Source organism: Cupriavidus sp. Agwp_2 (assembly GCF_040784895.1).
In the GTDB taxonomy this organism is placed as follows: Bacteria; Pseudomonadota; Gammaproteobacteria; order Burkholderiales; family Burkholderiaceae; genus Cupriavidus.
The window spans coordinates 893,346-911,702 of the sequence record NZ_CP088084.1 but is presented as its reverse complement, the minus strand read 5'-3'; the positions used below and the strand labels follow the sequence as shown (position 1 = coordinate 911,702).

The window sequence follows — 18,357 nt, the reverse complement described above, 5'->3', positions numbered from 1 at the left end:
GACAACCATGACCCGACGTTTCGTCCACGTCGCTGTTGCCGCCTGCGCGGCGTTTGCGACTTTCACCGCCCAGGCCAGCGACTGGCCTTCGAAAAAGCCGATCACGCTGGTCGTGCCGCTTGCCCCCGGCGGCAGCACCGATTCCACCGCGCGCCTGCTTGCCGACAAACTTGGCAAGGAACTGAAGCAGCAGGTCATCGTGGAAAACCGGGCCGGTGCCGGCGGCAACATCGGCGCTGCCTACGTGGCGAAGGCGGCGCCGGACGGCTACACGCTGCTGATGGCCACCAGCACGATCGCCACCAACGTCACGCTCTACAAGAACATGGGTTTCGACCTGCGCAAGGACCTGGTTCCGGTATCGCAGGTGGCGTTGATCCCGAACGTGCTCACCATCAACAACGCTGTGCCGGCCAAGACACTGCAGGAGTTCGTTGAATATGTCCGGCAGAAGAAGGGACCCGTCAGCTATGGTTCCGCCGGTAACGGCACGGCGTCGCACCTGTCCGGAGCGCTGTTCAACAGCATGGCGCATGCCGAAATGCTTCATGTTCCCTACAAGGGCGGTGCGCCCGCCAATGCCGACCTGATCGGCGGGCAGATCCAGGCGGTGTTCTCGCCCATGGTGGAGGTGCTGCCGTTCATCGACAGCGGCAAGCTGCGCGCCCTCGGCGTCACGACCAAAAGCCGCTCGTCACGCCTGCCCAACGTGCCCGCGGTCGGCGAGGTGCTGCCGGGATTCGAGGTGACGCTCTGGAACGGCGTCTTCGCGTCCGCGGCTACGCCGCAGGCCGTGGTCGACAAGCTGGCCGCGGCGATCCAGAAGGTTGCGCAGGACCCGACCTTCCGCAAGACGCTGGCCGACCAGGGCTCCACGCCGGTGGGCAATACGCCGGCGGAGTTCAGGAAGATCCTCGACCAGGAAATCGACAAGTGGGGCAAGCTCGTCAAGCTCTCGGGCGCGAGCGTCGAATAAAGCGCAGGCGCATGACCATGACCAATGCTCAGTCATTCCTCCTGCGCTGCACGCTGGCCGCCGCCGTGGCCGGTACGCTCGCCGCGTGCGCCGGTACACCCGTAGCCCCCAAGCCGTCCGCTTACTTTCTCTCCGTGCAGGATGGCCGCGCCGGGCTGGTCGACGGCAAGCCCGTGGTGCGCAACGCGGGCGACACCCTGGCCGTCGTCGAGCTTGCCGATGGACGCCTGCGCGTGGCGCAGCAGATCGAGATGCCGACCTCGCTGGTCGGGCCGCCCAGCTCCATCGCCATCGCCCCCGGCGGGCGCCTGGCGCTGGTCAGCGCGGCGACGCGACGCGACCCTTCCGATGCGACCAAGGTGGCCACGTTCGACCTCGTGTCGGTGGTGGCGCTGGATCCCGGCGCCGGTCCGCGCGTCGTCGGCAACGTGCGGACCGGCGCCGGCGCATCCGGCATCTCGATCAACCGGGCCGGCACGCTGGCGTTGGTCGCCAATCGCACCGAGGGCTCCGTTTCCGTGCTCGCCATCGAGGGGGAGCAGGTACAGGCCGTCGGCAAGCTGCAGCTCGGTGACAAGTCTGGTCCGGCGCACGTCGCCTTTACACCAGATGGCCGCCGTGCCCTCGTGAGCCGCGATGGCGATAACCGCGTCAGCCTGCTGGCCATCGACGGCCGCTCGGTCACGCTCGACCCGCGCGAATTGTATGCCGGCCTGCGTCCTTATGGACTCGACGTGTCGCCGGACGGCGCGTGGGCCGCAGTGACCAACCTCGGCGCGGGGCAGGGCGACGCCGACACGATCAGCCTTATCGACCTGCGGGTGCAACCGCCGCGCGTGGTCGATACGGTCACCGTGGGGCAGACGCCGGAAGGCATCTTCTTTTCGCCCGACGGGCGCTTGGTCGGCGTGACCGTCATCGATGGCAGCAACAAGCCGCAGGCTTCTGCCTTCCATGGCACCGCGCGCTATCGCCTGTTCAGCATCGAAGGCGGCCGTCTGCGGCAGGCCGCGCAGCTGGCTGGCGGGCAATGGCTGCAAGGCCATGCCTTCACGCCGGACGGCAACGCGGTGCTGGTGCAGGACGCCGCCAACCGTCAGATACGCCTTTACCGGAACGTGGGCGGCACGCTGGCCGACAGCGGCGAGCGCGTGCAGCTCGATGGCGCCCCCGCCGCGCTCAAGCTCTGGCGCTGAAGCAACAGCGGCCTGCCGAATGTCATCACCAATCTTTGAGGGATTCATCAAATGAAACAGCCTTCCTTGCTTGAGCGCCTTGCCGCGCTCGACACCAATACGGTCTCCGACGCGCTTGATTTCCTGGGATTGCCCGGCGCCACGCATGGCCTGCTGCCGTTGTGGGACTGCCCGAAGATCGTGGGCCGCGCCAGCACGATCCAGCTCGGGCCCAAGACCGATGCCAGGCCCACGGTGCACCTGATTTCGCCGGTGATTGACGCGGTGGACACCGATGACCGCGTACTCGTGATCGCTGGCGGTGTCGATGGCATCTCGTGCTGGGGCGACATCCTCGCCAATGCGGCCTGTGCGAAGAAGATCAGGGGTTCCGTCATCGACGGCTACAGCCGCGACATCGAGGGCAGCGAGTCGATCGACTACCCGGTCTACGGCCGCGGCATCACCATGATCAGCGCGCGCAACCGCGTGATCCAGACCGGCTCGGGCGAGCCGGTGCAGGTCAGGGGCGTGACGGTGCGCCAGGACGACTACGTGATCGCCGACCGCTGCGGCGCGGTGTTCGTGCCGGCAGCGCGCATCGAAGAGGTGCTCGGCCTTGGCGAACGCATCGCGCGCCGCCAGGACGGCATGGTGGCCGCGGTGCGCACCGGCCGCCCGGTCGCGGAAGTCATGCACGACAAAGAGTTTGAAGCCATCAATCAAGGAGGCACGAAATGAACGCACCCGCCATGCGCGCAGAAGACAAGGAACTGGTAGCCCTGTTCGAAGGACTGGATACCCCAGGCGTATCCGATGCCATGGACAAGCTGGGCCTGCCCGGCCAATGCCTGGGCATCGCGCCGCTGGACAACTACAAGGGCACGGTCGTCGGTCCGGCATTTACTGTCAAGTATGTGTCGGCGACCACGCCGGCCGGGTCGGTCGGCGACTTTATCGATGAGGTGGCCGAGGGCGACGTCATCGTGATCGACAACGACGGCCGCACCGACTGCACCGTGTGGGGCGACATCATGACCCAGTACGCCGGCCTGCGCCGGATCGGCGCCACCGTCATCGACGGTGTCTGCCGCGACGTCTCCAAGGCGCTGGGCGATGGCTACCCGCTGTTCACCAAAGGCCGCTTCATGCGCACCGGCAAGGACCGTGTGCAGGTCGAGGCCGTGGGCGTGCCGGTGTCCATCGGCACCGCTCGCGTAGCCGCGCGCGACATCGTGGTGGCGGACGCCAACGGTGTCGTGGTGGTACCGCGTGAACGCGCCCGGGAAGTGGCGGACGTCACGCGGCAGATCGAAGGCGTAGAAGCCCAGATCCGCGCGCAGATCGCACAAGGCAAGACCCTGGGCGAGGCGCGCGAAGTGCTGGGCTACCACACGCTGCAAAGGAAAGCATGATGACCGCATCCCACACCCCATACAGCGGCGCCACCCTTGAGCTGGCGCGCAAGCTGGGCTCGTCCACGCTCTATGAGGCCTCGGGCCTGCCCACCAGCGCGGTCGATCCACTGGTCCGAACCATCTGGCCCGGCGCCTCGGTTGCCGGTCCCGCTTACCCGCTGGAATGCGCACCGGGCGACAACCTGGCCATTCACGTCGCGATGGAAAAAGCGCCGTGCGGCAGCATCCTGGTCGTGTCCACAGGCGGCTTCGTGGCAGGCTATTGGGGCGAAGTGCTGACGGTCGCGGCCGAGGCGGCCGGCATCGCCGCACTGGTGATCGACGGCGGCGTGCGCGATATCGCGGCACTGACCGCTCGGCGCTTCCCGGCGTTTTCGCGCGGGATCTCCGTGCGCGGAACAATCAAGGCCAGTGTCCCGTCGGTGGGGCAGCCCCTCAGCTTCACGGGTACCCCGGTAGCCGCCGGCGACCTGGTGGTGGCGGACGATGATGGCGTGGTTGTCATTCCGGCGGCGCATGTCGAGGCGACCCTGGCCCAGGGTCAGGCTCGCTTCGACAAGGAAGCAGGGATGATGGACGAACTGCGCCAGGGGCGTACGACGCTTGACCTGATGGGCTTGTCCCGCTGGCGGGAAGGTACGTGACGGCCCAGGCCCGCAGGGTTTGCCGGTGCAACTGCAGCTACCCTTGATTCGCAAGGGGTAGGTGCTGCGTAAGCAGAAAGGCACGAAACTCACTTATCTGGATGATGGTGGTCCGGGATGGGCATTGTTTCCGGCGGCGGGCATTCCGGTACCGTTGTGTCGTCGCGCTCTTCAATTACCGAAATATCCCAGCAGGAGATGAACAGAGCGGCGATCAGAGGACCTATCACAAAGCCGTTGATGCCGAAAACGGACATGCCGCCCAATGTCGAAATCAGGACGACCCAGTCCGGCAGCTTGGTGTCCTTGCCGACAAGGAGAGGGCGTAGCAAGTTGTCCACGGCGCCAATAACAAGGGTGCCGATGGCAATGAGCGCGATCCCTTTCCAAACCGGGCCTGCCAGCAAAAAATAAACCGCCGTCGGACCCCAGACCAGTGCAGCACCGATGGCCGGTAGCAGGGAGAGAAACGCCATCAGCGTGCCCCATAGCAACACCCCGTTGATTCCCAGCAGCAGGAAAGCCAGGCCGCCCAGTATTCCCTGGATTACGGCCACTGCGACGTTGCCCTTGACCGTTGCGCGGACTACCGTGGTGAACCGGCTGACCAGCCTGCGAGTATGCGCTTCATCTAGTGGCACGGCCTCGCGGATGCGGTGCGAAATGATCGTGCCATCACGCAGCAGGAAGAACACCAGGTAAAGCATGATGCCAAGGCCGGCAGCGAACTGCAGCGTGTTCTGCCCAATGGTGACAGCCTGGGCCGCCATGAACTGGCTGATCCGGGCGGCGCCTTCGGTCAGTTTCGCTTGCAACCCCGCTACGTCGGCCAATCCGATTTCGCCCAGCCAGTTCGCAACGGAAGCCGGCAAGGCCTGTACTGCCGTCCGGAAATACTGTCCGAAATTCCACTCGCCTGTCTTGATCTGGTTATAGGCAAACGCGACTTCCTGGGCGAGTGTGGCAATCATCAGGAAGACCGGAACAATGGCCATCAGCAGGCAGACAAGCAGGGTCGTCAGCGCAGCGACATTTTCCCGGTTGCCAAATCTCACCGTCAGTTTGCGGTGCATCGGATGAAATAGGATCGCGAGTATCGTGCCCCAGAGGATCGCACTGAAGAAGGGCAACAGGATCCAGATGAACGCAACGGAGACAGCGAACAGAAGGATGTAAAAGCCTTTCAGATTGCGCATTGGATTGTCCATGAATTCGGCAATACGGCATATGACGAGCAGCGCTGCGGAAGATCATAGCAGCCAGGGCAGGAATGACCACGAGTCTCCGGCATCCCGACACAGCTTAGTACGTGTCGGCGATTTCCTACCGGGCATGCTTCCTGTGCCCTACATCGTTGGGCGGTCCTATGTGGTCTAGTGATACGCAACAACGGAGTTGTCTCACTTCACCAAGGAGCGAGGAAGCGCCATGTCTAGCTCGTTAGCGGGATTCAGGGTTGACCCAATGCTGGTGACGATTTCAGGACTGTCGGCTGGAGCGTTCATGGCGCATCAGCTCCACGTTGCATACTCGGAGATGTTCAAGGGCGCTGCGTTTATAGCAGGCGGTCCATACTTTGCGTCAAAAGGTAGCTTGAGCCACGCTTTGTCCTCTGTACTCGGGCTGACTGGACTTCCGGATACTGCCTTCTCCATTTCGGTCGCGCGAGAGGCTGACGCCGAGGGGAAGATCGCACCGCTGGCTAACCTGCGTTCCTCGCGCGTTTGGGTGTTTCACGGTCGTGCCGACACGATTTCCTCCCGCTCGGCAGCGGAAGCATTGGTATCGTTCTATGACGAGTGCGGGAATCGCAGCGCATTGGAGTACGTGTACGACCTGGAGGTGGGGCATGCCATGCCTGTTGCATGTGAGGAAGAGTTGCCGCCGTACTTCTCCAATTGTGGTTTCGATGCTGCCGGTAGCTTGTTGGCCCATCTATACGGACCTCTGCGCAACCGAGCGTCTTCCGCGCCGGGCGAGTTGCGCGCGTTCTCTCAACTAGAATTCAATGATGCATCGCGGTGTTACGGCCTGGCGGAAAGAGGCCTGGTCTACCTTCCGATCGCGGCGTTGGCGGGGCGAAAGTGCGGCCTTCACGTCGCACTACATGGCTGCCAGCAAACGCTCGACGACATTGGCGACGGCTTCGCGAGGATGGCAGGCTACAACGAGTGGGCAGAAGCCAATGACCTGATCGTCCTGTATCCTCAAGTGTCGAGGTCATACAGTATGTCAGCCTTTAACCCATTAGGTGCCTGGGACTGGTGGGGATATAGTGACCCGGATTTCCATCTTCGTGCCGGTGGGCAGATGCAGAGCATAGCGTCGATGGTTCAGACTTTGTGCGGCACGTCCGGCCTTCACTGAGTTCCATGCGTGCGCGCAGCTTCATGCCGGCCGGGTTGAAGTTCTTGCCAGCACCGCGTGTAAATTAGCGCGATGGTGGCCGTCTGGTGCCTGCTACCAGGTCGAGATGGCGCTTGTCGTTGCCAGCGGCATGCCAATCCCGGCAGCGGGGTCGGGCATTGCCTGGATTTCGATATAGGGACGCTCCGACTCGACCTTGCCAAATATGGCGGCGAACGGAATGTCGCCGGCATCCCGGCCGGTGCCGATGCGCAGCAGGCCGGTCGGAATGGAAACGCCTGACGGATCGAGCAGATACCAGCCGCCCGAAAGATACACCTCGACCACCGCGTGAAAATCGGGTGCGCCCATCGCTGGATCCGCGCCGTAGTCCAGGCTGCTGGACATACGGGCGGGAATACTCAGGGCGCGGCAAATTGCGATCATCAGGTGGGAAAAATCCCGGCAAACTCCGGTGCGCTCGACAATCGTATCGATTGCCGAAGTGCGCTCATTGGTGGAGCGCGAGAGAAAGCGCACATGGTTGCGTACCCACTCCCGTATGGCATACACACGCGAATAGCCCCGCGGCATGCTGCCAAACTCGCGCAGGGCGAACTCCATCATGCGGTCAGATTCGCAATAGCGGCTGGGTGCCAGGTACGAAAGCACATCGAAGGGAAGCTCCGCAACCGGCACCTCGTTCAGCGACGCTCCATCGTCCAGGCGATGGTCGATGTCCACCACAGCTTCATAGCGGATGGCCAGTGGGCCCTGGCTCGCACGAATCCTGAGCATGCGGTTGCATAGCGGGTCAGTGTAGCGGGCAGCGTGGATCGGTGGCGTGAGCGTAAGGTGCTCGGAGACAACCGACTGCCTTCCGGTCTTGGCAGCTTCGACAATCAGCAGAAAGTCTGCCGTGGGATCCAGGATCTTATAGGACAGGTTCACCAAGTACCGAAGGCGGTTCATTGCTGATCTTGCGTCGACGTGGAGACGGTCCTGGCCGTGGGACTGACTCTGGCCATCCAGGTAAGTGTACTGCGACTCAGCGAGCAGCAAGGCCGTACTCCGACGTCTCTTGTTCGATACCTGTCATGGCGTATGGAAAGCGTTTGCTTCGTGGCGGAACGGAAATCGGACACATCCTGGCTTTCAGCGTATGCTCGGTGATGAAAGGAGACCAACATGTCTCAGAACAACGCAATCTACAAAGGCTTCCGGGTATCCGCGAACGTGCGTCGCGCACCCCGTGCGGTTCCCGATGGCGAGCCGCTTCAGCCGGGATTCCTCGCTACTGTGACGATCACGCAAGTCAGTACAGGAATGGGCTCCCAGAGACTGGTGCCACCGCTGATCCAGCATTTCGCAAACGCGCCGCACGCTGCCATCGCGCTGGCTTTGTCGTCCGCCAGGGAAGCGATCGACGCCATGTCCACCTTCGTCAAGGCGAAGTAGTCCGTCGGCAATGCCACAGGCGCTGATCGAAAGAGCATTCCGGCCACCTCGCGAGTGACCGGTACGGTGGTTGCCATTATTGCCGCGAATACTGTTCCAGGTTTTGTCGCAACAGGTTCCGGTGAATCAGGCACGCGCTTCCGGAACAAATAGGTCCAGACTCACTTGCGCGGCTCGCGAACTTGGCTTTCCGCTGTGCAGGAATCAAACACGGCTCGCACAACAGACAGGGGCGCGGCCCCGAGAAGCGCGGCTGCCTCTGCCTGGCAGTCGCGTGCGGGGCCAACTGGCACGCCAGGCGGCTCGCCCGCGGGTGTCTTGCCGGGCTGGCTACCGCCGTTCGTCGACGCGCAGGCGTTCAGCAGGGCCAGGGCGGCGAGCAATTGCACGGATCTGAGGCGCATATTGCAAGGTACTCCATGGCGAGCGTAGGGATGGCTTATTGCCCACCCGGAACGGTCGACCGATTGGTCGTGGTAGAGTCGATCATCATACTTTGTCGCGTAGCCTTATGTCGCCACCCGTTGAACGTGGATCCGTCGATTCAGCAGGCCATCAACAGGCCATGGAAAGCGCCGCGGATGCGGATAGCGTGAGCGTGCGGATTCCGGCCATCGTTCCAGCGCAAACCGCTCTGGTGGTCATGCATTATCAGACCGACATCCTTGCGTTGTTTCCATCGGTCGCGCCCACTTTGCTCTCCAATACGCGCAAGCTGTGTAACGCTGCGCGGGCCAAGGGCGTCAGCGTCTATTTCGCCAAGATCCACTTTCAGCCGGGCTATCCGGAAGTCAGTCCGTTGAACAGGAACGGGCAGGGAATCAAGCGACTTGGTCTTTTCGTCGACGACCAGATCTCGCCGGAACTCGGCCAGTTGGCCACGGAGCCGCTCATCATCGCGCATCGTGCCAGCGTGTTCTTTGGTACCGACCTGCAGGTGCGGCTTTCCGCGCAGGGTATCGATACCCTGCTCATGGTCGGCATTGCGTCAACCGGTGTAGTGCTGTCGTCGGTCGCGTACGCGAGCGATGCGGACTTCCGTTTATTTACCGTCAAGGATTGCTGCTACGACCCAGATCAGGTCGTGCACGATCATCTTTTTTCAACGGCGTTCGATTCGCGCACAACGGTGCTCACGCTCGCTGATGCCTTGCGGTTGCTTGCCTAGCATTTGCTGGCATTTCGACGGTTGGCAAGCAATGCGGGCGATCCCCGCGGCATGCCGGTAGCTAGCCGCCGTCATCCGAGCACGAGATGGCGTCCTATGGTAACTTCGGCAAATGAATTCATTGACTTCACCTGGTGCTGCATAGGCGGCACTTATGTGCTGTTGGGAGAGTGACGCAGTGTGAGCAATGCGAAACAGGACACGCGGCGTATGTTGCGGACTGAGAAGGTTTCAATCAGCAGGGCGTTGCGCCTGAGCGTGCCGCCAGAAGCCAGGCCTGCGCCGGTCAACAGGAGAGACTGGCTGCGGCAGAGGAAAGAGCAATTGCAGGCTGCCCGTGCCGCTGCCAAGCAAAGGCGCGATCTGCTGAAAGCCGAAATCATGTCGGCCGCGCAAGATGTTGCGCGTGAGGAACGCGTTGCTGCGCGGCTGGAAGCGGAACGCCTGAAGGCGGAAACCAAGGCCGCGCGAAGCAACGCGCGGGAAGACGCACGCGCTGCCGCCAAGTTCGAGCGCGGCCAACCAGCCCGCCCGGCGTCAAAACGAAAGGCACTGCCCGAGGAAAGAGGCAAGCTTGTCTCTTACGCCGATCTGTTGCGGATGCGCAGGTGATCTGGCGGAAGGTCGACGGGACTGACCGCTTCGTGGCAAACCACTTCGATGTTGTGCCCGTCCGGACCAATGACGAATGCTGCATAGTAGTTCGCGTGGTAGTGCGGGCGCAGACCAGGCGCACCATTGTCTTTGCCCCCCGCCTCCAGAGCCGCGCGATAGAACGCTTCGACCTGCTGGCGAGTCTCGGCCGTGAATGCCAGGTGAAGATGCGCCGGCTTCTCGTCGGTCTGGTACAGGCACAATGAAGCCTTGCCCTTTGGGCTAAGCTCGACACCGTACGCCGGCGGCCCCTCCGAGACAACCGCTACGCCGAGCGGTTCGAGTGCCTTGAGGAAGAACGCCTTGCTCGCTGCATAGTCGCTGACTCCGAATTTGACGTGGTCAAACATGAGCTCTCCTGAAGAGTTTCGGCCTGCGCGAGGATCCTAACCCTTTCATCGAGGGGACGTCCGCAAGCGGGCTTCGCCCACTTGCGGCCGCTTCTCATGTCAAACGTCGAGCGTCCGGCAACGGCCCGCTATGGTGGTAGGAATCGCTTCACACACCTGCCACCTCGATCAGCGCATCGACCACCACCACGCCGTCGGCGTTCGCCATGACCGGGTTGAGGTCGATCGAGCGGATCGCACCGCCGGCAGCATGGACCAGCTGGCCGACTTGCACCGCCAGTCGGCACAGCGCGGCGACATCGACCGCAGGCTCGTTGCGCACCCCATGCAGCAGCGGCGCGATGCGCAGGCCGTCCAGCGCACGGGCGACATCGGCTTGGCTGCACGGCGCCAGCAGCACGGCGGTGTCGCGCAGCACCTCGACATACTTGCCGCCGTCGCCGACCACCAGCACCGCGCCGAATACGGGATCCCAGTGCGCGCCGATCATGCATTCGCGCTGGCCGCGCACCATGCGCGCGACGACGATGCCTTCGCAATGGGCGTCCATGGCCTGCAGCGTGCGCGTCTGGGCGGTGAATGCGCTCGCTACCGCTTCCGGATCATTGCAGTGCAGGGCGACCAGCCCGTGCTCGCTCTTGTGCGGCACCTGGGGCGAGCTCGCCTTGACCGCCACCGGCGCGCCGATGCGCTGCCACGCGGCCACCACGGCGTCCACGTCGCGGCAAAGATAGTGTTCCACCACCGGCATGCCGGCCGCGGCGAGACGTGCCAGGCTGGCGGCTTCGCTCAGCGTCTTGCCTTTCGCCGGCGACGCGGGCAAGGCAGGTGCAGCGGGAGGTGGCGGCTCGCCGTCAGCCGCGATCTGCCGCAGCCGCTGCTGGTGCGAGACCAGCTGCGAGAACGCCGCCAGCGCTTCGGCAGCGCTGGCGTAGGTCGGTACGTTGGCTTGCCGGAAGGCTTCGGCCACCGGCGGCTGCCAGACGGCGACCGCGATGGGCTTGCCCGCGGTATCGGCAAATGCGGCGGCGTCGCGGGCAAAGCGCAGCACGTCATAGCCCATGCCGGACACCGGGATATCGAGCAGGAACAGGTCGGCGGCGGAATCGCGCGCGACCACTGGCAGCACCTCGCCGAACAGCGCGCTGTTGGTCAGCAGTGCGGCGGTGACATCGACCGGGTTGGCGGTAGCGGCAAAACCGGGCAGGCGCTCGGCCAGCGCGGCCTGCGTGGCACCGGACAGCGGCGCGAGCGTCAGGCCGCACGCGGGCGCTGCGTCGGCGGCCATCACGCAGCTTGCTCCGGAATTGCTGACGACCACCAGCCGCCGCCCCGTGGCTTGCCAGCCGCGCAGGTACATGGGCGCGCAGCGTGCCAGCGCGTGCGCATCGTCCACGCGCCAGATGCCATGGCGCTGCAGGAAGGCATCGACCGCGCGGTCCTCGTTGGCGATGGCACCGGTGTGCGACGCCGCGGCCCGCTGCCCGTCGTCTGAGCGGCCGGCCTTGACCGCCACCACCGGCACATTGCGCGCCCGCGCCACGCGCGCGGCCTCGGCCAGCACCTCGGGGTCGGTCAGGCTTTCCAGGTACAGCAGCACCAGCCGCACACCGGGATCGTGCGCTACCGCCAACGCCAGTTCGCTGACGGTGATATCGGCCTGGTTGCCGGTGGCATGCATGTGGCGCACGCCAATGCCCTGGCCGCGCAGCAGCCCGTAGACCATCGCCGCCACGCCGCCGCTCTGGCTGACCACGGCGACCGGGCCGTCCTGCGGCGGCACCTCGATGAACATGGTCGAAAAACTGGCGATCGCGCCACTCCCGAAGTTGGCCAGTCCCTGGCTGTTCGGGCCGACCAGCCGCAGCCCGGTGGCGCGGGCGGCGCGCACCATCTCGTCCTGCTGGCGCCGGCCTTCGGCCCCGGCTTCGCCGAAGCCCGATGCAATCACAATGGCCGCCGCCACGCCCAGCCGGGCGCAGTCCTGCACGGCCTGCACCGCGGCGTCGCCGGCGACGATGATGATCGCGAGCTCAGGGACTTCCGGCAGCGCGTCCAGCGTGGGATAGGCGCGCAGGCCCTGGATGGTGTCGCGCTGCGGGTTGACCGGGTAGAGCGTGCCGGCGTAGCCGTGCGTCCTCATGTAGTGGATGGGCCGGCCGCCGATCTTGTGGATGTTGTCAGAGGCGCCGATCACGGCGATGGAGCGGGGAGCGAGCAGGGACTGGAGCGAGTTGTTCATGACTGGGCGGGGGTGTGCGTGGGGAATCAGTCGACGGTGGCGCCGGAGGCCTTGACGACGCGGGCCCATTTGTCGATTTCCTGGTCGAGGAACTGCGCGGTGGCTGGTGGGGATGTCCATTCCGTGGCAAAGCCCTGCGTGGCGAAGCGCGCGCGCACGTCGGCGTCGTCGAGCACGGATTTCAGCGCCGTGCCGATCGTATTGAGCACCGCGGGCGGCGTGCCGGCGGGGGCCAGCAGCGCGTTCCAGGCGCTGGCCTCGTAGCCCGGCAATCCTGACTGCGCGATGGTCGGCGTGTCCGGCGCGGCCGGCGAACGCGCCGCGCCCGTGACCGCCAGCGCCTTGAGCTTGCCGTCGCGCACGAACGGCATGGCCGACAGCATGGTGTCGAACATCACCGTGGCCTGGCCGCCCATCACGTCGGTCAGCGCGGGCGCGCTGCCCTTGTACGGTACGTGCGTCATGCGCACGCCGGCCATGCTGTTGAACAGTTCCGCGGCAAGATGGGTGGACTGGCCATTGCCGGAGCTGGCAAAGGTGACCTCGCCGGGCCTGGTCCTGGCCAGCGCGATCAGCTCGGCGACATTGCCCGCGGGCATGGCGGGCGCGGTCACCAGCACCAGCGGGCCGCGCGTGAGCAGGCTTACCGGCGTGAAGTCCTTGCGCGTGTCGTAGCCGGGCTTGCGGAACAGCGTCATGTTGATGGCATGTGCGGTGGTGGCGACCAGCAGCGTGTAGCCGTCGGGCGCGGCCCTGGCCACGGCCTCGGCGCCGATGTTGCCGCCGGCGCCGGGACGGTTCTCCACCACCAGCGGCTGGCCGAGCTTGTCCGAGAGCTTCTGGCCGACCACGCGCGCGACGATGTCGGTGGGACCGCCGGGCGGGTACGGCACAACCAGCCGGATCGGCTTGACTGGGAAGGACTGGGCCAGAACTGTCGGCACGGCGGCCGCGGACAGGGCGAGGCAGGAAAGCAGGGCGAGCGCGTGCCGCCGGGATCGATTCGGTGCCAAGGGGTTTCTCCGGTTGTGGGTGCCGGCTGGGATGGAGACGGGCGCGCCGGCTGGCGCCGGAAGGCCGCTATTCGCGCAGGAAGCGCAGCAACGTCCCTTCCCCGAATCGCAGGAACCCTGCGCGCACGCGCTCGCCGATCGCCACGCCGGGCTCGGCATGGCCCATCACGCGCGGACCTTCGTCCAGCGTGGCCAGCACCAGCGTGTAGGGCGCGAGGGCACGGAAGGCCTCCGTCGGGGCGCGGCTGATCTCGGTGACCGCATACACCGTGGCCAGTCCGCTGGCATCGCGCCAGTGCAGTTGCACGCTGCCGCAGGTGCGGCAGGCGTGGCGCTCCAGCGGCTGCCACGCCCCGCAGCCGTCGCAGCACTGGTAGCGCACCACGCCGGAATCGAGTCCGTCGGCATAGGGATGGCTTATGGTATGGCTCATGGCATGGCTCATCACGTAGCCTCCAGCACCAGGCTGACATGCGACGACAGCACGCCGCCGTCGGCATGGAACAGCGCGCGGCGGCGCTTGCTCAGTTGGCGTTCCCCGGCGCGCCCGGCGAGCTGGCGCGCGGCTTCGGCAAGATGCATCAGCCCGCCCGCCACGCCGGAATGGCCGAAGGCAAGCAGCCCGCCATGCGTATTGAGCGGCAGCGCGCCGCCGCGGCTGAATTCGCCGGCTTGCAGCCGCGCATGCGCTTGCCCGCGCGGCGCCAGTCCGAGCTCTTCCAGCAGCATCACCAGGGTGATGGTGAACGAGTCATAGATTGCCAGGCAGTCAATGCCGTCCACGCCGCGGCCCGCCTCGGCAAAGGCGCGCCGCGCGGCGTCGGCGGCGCCGGTCTGCATCACGTCTTCGATCGCGCCCAGGTGCTGGTGCCGGTGCGCCTGCCCCGCGCCGGCGATGCGCACCGGCGTGCCGGCGCCGGGTTCCGCGGATACGATCACCGCCACCGCGCCATCGGAAATCGGGCAGCAGTCGGACAGCCGCAGCGGCGTGGCGATCGGGCGGGAGGCGCGTGCCTCTGCGAGCGACAGCGGCTCGCGCAGGTGCGCATCCGGATGGCCGGCGGCATGCTCGCGCATCAGCACCGCAAAGCCGGACAGCGCATCGGCATCCATGCCGGTCTCATGCAGGTAGCGCGACGCCAGCAGCGCGTAGTAGGCCGGCACCGAGGCGCCGTTGGGCACCTCGGCATGCGGCTCGCCCACCTGCGCCAGCGTCTGGATCGACTGGTCGCGGCTCTGGCCGCTGAGGCGGTTCTCGCCAGCCACCACCAGCACGTGGCGGCAGCGGCCGGCGCGCACCAGTTCGTGCGCCAGCATGGCCATCACGCCGCCGGTGGCGCCGCCCGCGGCCACGCCGTGGGCGTAGGCGGGAGTGAGCGAGGCGTATTCGCAGAAGCGGTCGGCCAACATCAGGTGCGGCAGCGTGGTGGCATAGCCGCACAGCACGCCGTCGATGTCGGCGCGCGCCAGCCCGGCATCGGCCAGCGCGGCATCGGCGGCCTGCGCCATCAGCGCCAGCGGCGTGCTGCCCTCGATGCGGCCGAAGCGGGTGTTGCCGCTGCCGCGCAGGTAGGTGGTGCGCATGTCAGTGTTTGAGCAGCGGGCATTGCGACTTCGATGCCGGCATGAAGGCCTGCTCGCCGGGCACCGTCGCCACGACCTTGTAGTAGTCCCATGGGTACTTTGATTCGGCCGGCGTCTTCACCTCGAACAGGTACATGTCGTGGATCATGCGGCCGTCCTCGCGGATGCGGCCGTTCCTGGCGAAGAAGTCGTTGACCGGCATGGCTTTCATCTTCTTCATCACCGCCGACGTCTCGTCGGTACCCGCCGCCTGCACCGCCTTCAGATAGTGCATCACCGACGAATACGCGCCGGCCTGGCTCATGTTGGGCATCTTCTTCAGCTTCTCGAAATAGCGGCGCGACCACGCGCGGGTGGCATCATTCATGTCCCAGTAGAAGGCTTCGGTCAGCACCAGGCCGCCCGCGGTCTTCAGGCCGATGGCATGGATGTCGTTGATGTAGAGCAGCAGTCCCGCCATGCGCTGCGCGCCGTTGCGCGTGAGGCCGAACTCCGACGCCGCCTTGATCGCGTTGATGGTGTCGCCGCCCGCATTGGCCAGTCCCACGACCTGCGCCTTGCTGGCCTGTGCCTGCAGCAGGTAAGAGGCAAAGTCGCTGGCGCCGATCGGGTGGCGCGCGGCGCCCAGCACCTTGCCGCCGGTTTCGTTGATGACCGACGTGGCGGAGTCCTGCAGCGTATGCCCGAAGGCGTAGTCGGCGGTCAGGAAGAACCAGGTCTTGCCGCCGCGCTGCACCGTGGCGCGCGCGGTGGTGTTGGCAAGCGCGTAGGTGTCGTAGGCGTAGTGCACCGACACTGGCGTGCACAGGTCGTTGGTAATGCGCTCGGTGCCTGGTCCCGAGAACACCACGATGCGGTTTTTCTGCTTCGCCACTTCCAGCACGGCCAGCGCCGGCGCCGAGGCGGCCACGTCGAGGATGGCGTCGACATTGCCGGTGTCGTACCACTCGCGCGCCTTGTTGGCGGCGATATCGGCCTTGTTCTGGTGATCGACCACCACCAGCTCGATCTTCTTGCCGAGCACCTTGCCGCCGAAATCGTCGATGGCCATCTGCGCCGCGGTGGCGCTGCCGCGGCCGGTGACGTCGGCGTACAGGCCGCTCATGTCGAGCAGCATGCCGAGCTTGACCACGTCGTCGGAGATCGCTGCCTTGGGCTGCGCGTGCGCGCTGCCGCAGGCAAGCGCCGCGGCCACGGCGAAGGCGCCGGCGGCCCGGCGGCGGATCGAATGGCGAAGCTTCATGTTGTCTCCTCTGGCTTGTTGTGGTTCTTGTTTTGGCTTTGCCTGGCTAGACCGTGGCGATCGGTGTCACCGGCGACCCGACTGCCCCCGGCAGCCGAAGCGGCGGCGCGGTCAGCTGGAAGCGGGTGCGGCCGCTGGCGCGCAGCCAGTCGGCCAGCTCGCGCAGGTACCACAGCTCGCCCAGCGGCAGGCCCAGCTTGAACAGGCAGTGGTGGTGCAGCGGCAGCAGCGGGTGGTGCTTGTCGCCATCGGGCGCGGGGCGGGCCGGGTAGCGCTCGACTGCGTAGTTGTCGGCGATCAGCGCGGCGATGCCGGCGTCGGTGATCCACTGCAACAGCTTGTCGTCGCGGCCGTCGAGCGCGCAGCAGCTGTGGTGCAGCACGGCTTCGTCGGGCTCGCGCTGCATCGACAGCACCACTTCGGCAAAGCCGGTGCGCAGCAGCAGCATGTCACCGGACTCGACCTCGGCCTTGCCGGCGTCCATCGCGCGCATCAGGTCGTCATAGCCGACGGTGCGGAAGTCCTTGCCATACACGTGCGCCAGGTCCACCAGCACGCCGCGACCCTGCATGCCCTTGACGGCAAAATTCTCGATGCCGAGCGCCTGCGCGGCGCTGTGGTCGTGGCCGCATGGATGGGCGGCGAAGTGGTCGTCGTCGGCGTAGTCCACCGGGCCGACGATATGCTCATTGGCACGGAAGCCGTTGTAGTAGACGCGCTCGGGCCGGCCGTCGCCGTCAGCATCGAACAGTGCGCCCACATGCGCCAGCGCATCCCACTGCGTGCTGTACTGCAGGCACATCAGGACCTGGTCGTCGCTGATTACATCGGTGGCGGCCGGATCGACCCTGGCCAGCGGGAAGTTGAGGTAGGGGCTGTCGTCGCGGAAGGTGGGGCGCAGTTGCGGCGGGTGGCGGCGCGGGTTGAGCTTGTTGCCGCCCGGGTAGTCCAGCGGCAGCGACAGGCAGAAGCTGATGCCGGCCTGCACCTCGCGCGCGCCCTTGACGACCTGCTCGGGGCCGATCAGGTTGACGCGGCCCAGCTGGTCGTCGGGGCCGAAATCACCCCAGTTGGAACCCTGCGGACGTTGCTTCCAGCGCATGTCATGCCTCCTCTTGCGTACGTGGCCGGGTGGCCGGTTTGTGTAGGTTGGGTCGTGGGTCGGGCCTGGTGTCCGGATGCGCGCCGGCGTGCGATCGCCAGTGCTGGCAGATGGCGTCGGCTTCGCGCCGCAGCGCGCGCGCCATGGCCGCCTCGCGGGTGGTGATGCGGTCATTGAGCGCGGCGATGCTGATCGCGCCCAGCGGGTAGCCGCCGGGGCCGGGCAGGGCGACGGCGATGCCGCCCATGCGCTCCACCACGACGTCCAGCAATACGGCGTAGCCGCGCTCGCGCGTGGCCTGCACATGGCCCAGCAGCATGTCCCGGCTGAAGCGCGGGTAGCGGCGCATGGCCGGCGCGATGCCGTCGAGCACGGCGTCGATCTCGGCATCGGGCAGCGCGGCCAGCAGCGCCAGGCTGCCCGCACCGATGCCCAGCGGCCGGCGGCTGCCGATGTCCAGGTAATTGGCGCGGATCGGGAAGGTGCCCAGGCGCAGCTCGATGCAGACCGATTCGCAGCCGCTCGGCACCGACAGGATGGCGCTGTCCTCGAAGGCATTGGCCAGCCGGATCAGTGCGGGGCGTACCAACGGGCGCAGGTCGGTGCGCTGCAGGGTGGCAGCATGCAGCGCGAGCCATTCAGGCCCCGGCGCAAAGGCCTTGGTGGCGGGATCGCGGTGTACCAGGCCCTCGGCCGCCAGCGTTTCCAGCAGGCGCAGCGCCGAGGCCTTGTCGACGCCTGCGGCCAGCGCCAGGTCGGTAAGGCGGCTGTTGCGGGCATCGGTCAGCGCGCGCAGCAGGCGGCAGGCTTTCTGCAGCGAGGTGCTCGGGGTGGTCACGCCGGTGGTCTCCTTGTCCGGTTTTCGTCACGTGAAACCGGTCAGGGGAGTTTATAGGCCATAGGAAAGGGCTGGTCATTCTGCGGTGCGGGAAAGTTTTGCCGGATGAAACTGGCCGTCAGGGCTTTGCGAAACCAGCGCCGAAT

19 protein-coding genes are annotated in these 18,357 nt (G+C 65.9%); 9 read left to right on the top strand and 10 right to left on the bottom strand.

From position 1 onward, the window contains the following. Positions 1-7: 7 nt before the first annotated feature. From LPA45_RS21890 to LPA45_RS21870, 5 genes are read left to right on the top strand one after another with little or no spacing between them, the layout of a single operon-like run. Complete coding sequence (locus LPA45_RS21890) at positions 8-976, top strand: tripartite tricarboxylate transporter substrate binding protein (RefSeq protein ID WP_116323434.1); 969 nt, start codon at positions 8-10, stop codon at positions 974-976. A 17-nt stretch (positions 977-993) separates the two neighbouring features. After that, complete coding sequence (locus LPA45_RS21885; RefSeq protein ID WP_158577754.1) at positions 994-2,172, top strand: YncE family protein; 1,179 nt, start codon at positions 994-996, stop codon at positions 2,170-2,172. 51 nt (positions 2,173-2,223) lie between these two features. Beyond that, a complete protein-coding gene (locus tag LPA45_RS21880) occupies positions 2,224-2,892 on the top strand; it encodes an RraA family protein (RefSeq protein WP_116323436.1) in 669 nt (222 codons plus the stop codon). A gap of 11 nt (positions 2,893-2,903) precedes the next feature. Beyond that, positions 2,904-3,566, top strand: coding sequence for an RraA family protein (locus LPA45_RS21875; protein WP_317925048.1), 663 nt, complete (start codon positions 2,904-2,906; stop codon positions 3,564-3,566). After that, on the top strand, positions 3,563-4,213 hold the full coding sequence (locus tag LPA45_RS21870; protein WP_116323437.1) for an RraA family protein: 651 nt from the start codon (positions 3,563-3,565) through the stop codon (positions 4,211-4,213). The genes LPA45_RS21875 and LPA45_RS21870 overlap by 4 nt, the downstream gene beginning before the upstream one ends. Before the next feature lie 89 nt (positions 4,214-4,302). Here LPA45_RS21870 and LPA45_RS21865 read toward each other — a convergent pair whose 3' ends face one another. Further along, positions 4,303-5,421: an AI-2E family transporter gene (locus tag LPA45_RS21865; RefSeq protein ID WP_199414730.1), complete on the bottom strand. Its 1,119-nt coding sequence runs from the start codon at positions 5,419-5,421 to the stop codon at positions 4,303-4,305. 256 nt (positions 5,422-5,677) lie between these two features. Here LPA45_RS21865 and LPA45_RS21860 point away from each other — a divergent pair, with 256 nt between their 5' ends. Next, on the top strand, positions 5,678-6,580 hold the full coding sequence (locus LPA45_RS21860) for a PHB depolymerase family esterase (protein ID WP_158577755.1): 903 nt from the start codon (positions 5,678-5,680) through the stop codon (positions 6,578-6,580). A 93-nt stretch (positions 6,581-6,673) separates the two neighbouring features. Here the strand turns inward: LPA45_RS21860 and LPA45_RS21855 are convergent, their stop codons facing one another. After that, a complete protein-coding gene (locus LPA45_RS21855) occupies positions 6,674-7,531 on the bottom strand; it encodes a transglutaminase family protein (RefSeq protein WP_116323440.1) in 858 nt (285 codons plus the stop codon). A gap of 216 nt (positions 7,532-7,747) precedes the next feature. On the opposite strand from LPA45_RS21855, the gene LPA45_RS21850 reads away from it, so the two are divergent. The 3 genes from LPA45_RS21850 to LPA45_RS21840 all read left to right on the top strand — a co-directional run bounded on the left by LPA45_RS21850 (position 7,748) and on the right by LPA45_RS21840 (position 9,797). After that, positions 7,748-8,017: a GTP cyclohydrolase gene (locus LPA45_RS21850; protein WP_116323441.1), complete on the top strand. Its 270-nt coding sequence runs from the start codon at positions 7,748-7,750 to the stop codon at positions 8,015-8,017. Positions 8,018-8,582: 565 nt separating this feature from the next. Further along, positions 8,583-9,185, top strand: coding sequence for an isochorismatase family cysteine hydrolase (locus LPA45_RS21845; protein WP_317925041.1), 603 nt, complete (start codon positions 8,583-8,585; stop codon positions 9,183-9,185). Between the two features lie 180 nt (positions 9,186-9,365). After that, positions 9,366-9,797, top strand: a complete 432-nt coding sequence (locus LPA45_RS21840; protein WP_116323443.1) for a hypothetical protein — start codon at positions 9,366-9,368, stop codon at positions 9,795-9,797. Here LPA45_RS21840 and LPA45_RS21835 read toward each other — a convergent pair. The 8 genes from LPA45_RS21835 to LPA45_RS21800 form a co-directional block, all read right to left on the bottom strand. Beyond that, positions 9,767-10,189 carry a VOC family protein gene (locus tag LPA45_RS21835; RefSeq protein WP_116323444.1) on the bottom strand — a complete coding sequence of 141 codons (423 nt, stop codon included), beginning with the start codon at positions 10,187-10,189 and terminating at the stop codon, positions 9,767-9,769. The two genes, LPA45_RS21840 and LPA45_RS21835, sit on opposite strands and share 31 nt — an antisense overlap. 148 nt (positions 10,190-10,337) lie before the next feature. Continuing rightward, a complete protein-coding gene (locus tag LPA45_RS21830) occupies positions 10,338-12,431 on the bottom strand; it encodes an acetate--CoA ligase family protein (RefSeq protein ID WP_116323445.1) in 2,094 nt (697 codons plus the stop codon). Between the two features lie 26 nt (positions 12,432-12,457). Continuing rightward, positions 12,458-13,444: a tripartite tricarboxylate transporter substrate binding protein gene (locus LPA45_RS21825; protein ID WP_116323446.1), complete on the bottom strand. Its 987-nt coding sequence runs from the start codon at positions 13,442-13,444 to the stop codon at positions 12,458-12,460. Between the two features lie 67 nt (positions 13,445-13,511). Continuing rightward, positions 13,512-13,877: a Zn-ribbon domain-containing OB-fold protein gene (locus LPA45_RS21820; RefSeq protein WP_116323462.1), complete on the bottom strand. Its 366-nt coding sequence runs from the start codon at positions 13,875-13,877 to the stop codon at positions 13,512-13,514. Positions 13,878-13,888: 11 nt separating this feature from the next. Then, complete coding sequence (locus LPA45_RS21815) at positions 13,889-15,028, bottom strand: thiolase family protein (protein WP_116323447.1); 1,140 nt, start codon at positions 15,026-15,028, stop codon at positions 13,889-13,891. Between the two features lies 1 nt (position 15,029). Further along, positions 15,030-16,271 (bottom strand): ABC transporter substrate-binding protein, encoded by a 1,242-nt coding sequence (locus tag LPA45_RS21810; protein WP_116323448.1) that lies wholly within the window; start codon positions 16,269-16,271, stop codon positions 15,030-15,032. 46 nt (positions 16,272-16,317) lie between these two features. Beyond that, a complete protein-coding gene (locus tag LPA45_RS21805) occupies positions 16,318-17,373 on the bottom strand; it encodes a cyclase family protein (RefSeq protein WP_116323449.1) in 1,056 nt (351 codons plus the stop codon). A gap of 1 nt (position 17,374) precedes the next feature. Continuing rightward, positions 17,375-18,211, bottom strand: a complete 837-nt coding sequence (locus LPA45_RS21800) for an IclR family transcriptional regulator (RefSeq protein WP_116323450.1) — start codon at positions 18,209-18,211, stop codon at positions 17,375-17,377. Between the last annotated feature and the right edge of the window lie 146 nt (positions 18,212-18,357).

Bases quoted from the DNA above. Each gene is read 5' to 3' on its own strand.
- LPA45_RS21890 (WP_116323434.1), top strand. From the start codon at position 8: ATGACCCGACGTTTCGTCCACGTCGCTGTTGCCGCCTGCGCGGCGTTT.
- LPA45_RS21885 (WP_158577754.1), top strand. From the start codon at position 994: ATGACCAATGCTCAGTCATTCCTCCTGCGCTGCACGCTGGCCGCCGCC.
- LPA45_RS21880 (WP_116323436.1), top strand. From the start codon at position 2,224: ATGAAACAGCCTTCCTTGCTTGAGCGCCTTGCCGCGCTCGACACCAAT.
- LPA45_RS21875 (WP_317925048.1), top strand. From the start codon at position 2,904: ATGCGCGCAGAAGACAAGGAACTGGTAGCCCTGTTCGAAGGACTGGAT.
- LPA45_RS21870 (WP_116323437.1), top strand. From the start codon at position 3,563: ATGATGACCGCATCCCACACCCCATACAGCGGCGCCACCCTTGAGCTG.
- LPA45_RS21865 (WP_199414730.1), bottom strand. From the start codon at position 5,421: ATGGACAATCCAATGCGCAATCTGAAAGGCTTTTACATCCTTCTGTTC.
- LPA45_RS21860 (WP_158577755.1), top strand. From the start codon at position 5,678: ATGCTGGTGACGATTTCAGGACTGTCGGCTGGAGCGTTCATGGCGCAT.
- LPA45_RS21855 (WP_116323440.1), bottom strand. From the start codon at position 7,531: ATGAACCGCCTTCGGTACTTGGTGAACCTGTCCTATAAGATCCTGGAT.
- LPA45_RS21850 (WP_116323441.1), top strand. From the start codon at position 7,748: ATGTCTCAGAACAACGCAATCTACAAAGGCTTCCGGGTATCCGCGAAC.
- LPA45_RS21845 (WP_317925041.1), top strand. From the start codon at position 8,583: ATGGAAAGCGCCGCGGATGCGGATAGCGTGAGCGTGCGGATTCCGGCC.
- LPA45_RS21835 (WP_116323444.1), bottom strand. From the start codon at position 10,189: ATGTTTGACCACGTCAAATTCGGAGTCAGCGACTATGCAGCGAGCAAG.
- LPA45_RS21830 (WP_116323445.1), bottom strand. From the start codon at position 12,431: ATGAACAACTCGCTCCAGTCCCTGCTCGCTCCCCGCTCCATCGCCGTG.
- LPA45_RS21820 (WP_116323462.1), bottom strand. From the start codon at position 13,877: ATGAGCCATACCATAAGCCATCCCTATGCCGACGGACTCGATTCCGGC.
- LPA45_RS21815 (WP_116323447.1), bottom strand. From the start codon at position 15,028: ATGCGCACCACCTACCTGCGCGGCAGCGGCAACACCCGCTTCGGCCGC.
- LPA45_RS21810 (WP_116323448.1), bottom strand. From the start codon at position 16,271: ATGAAGCTTCGCCATTCGATCCGCCGCCGGGCCGCCGGCGCCTTCGCC.
- LPA45_RS21805 (WP_116323449.1), bottom strand. From the start codon at position 17,373: ATGCGCTGGAAGCAACGTCCGCAGGGTTCCAACTGGGGTGATTTCGGC.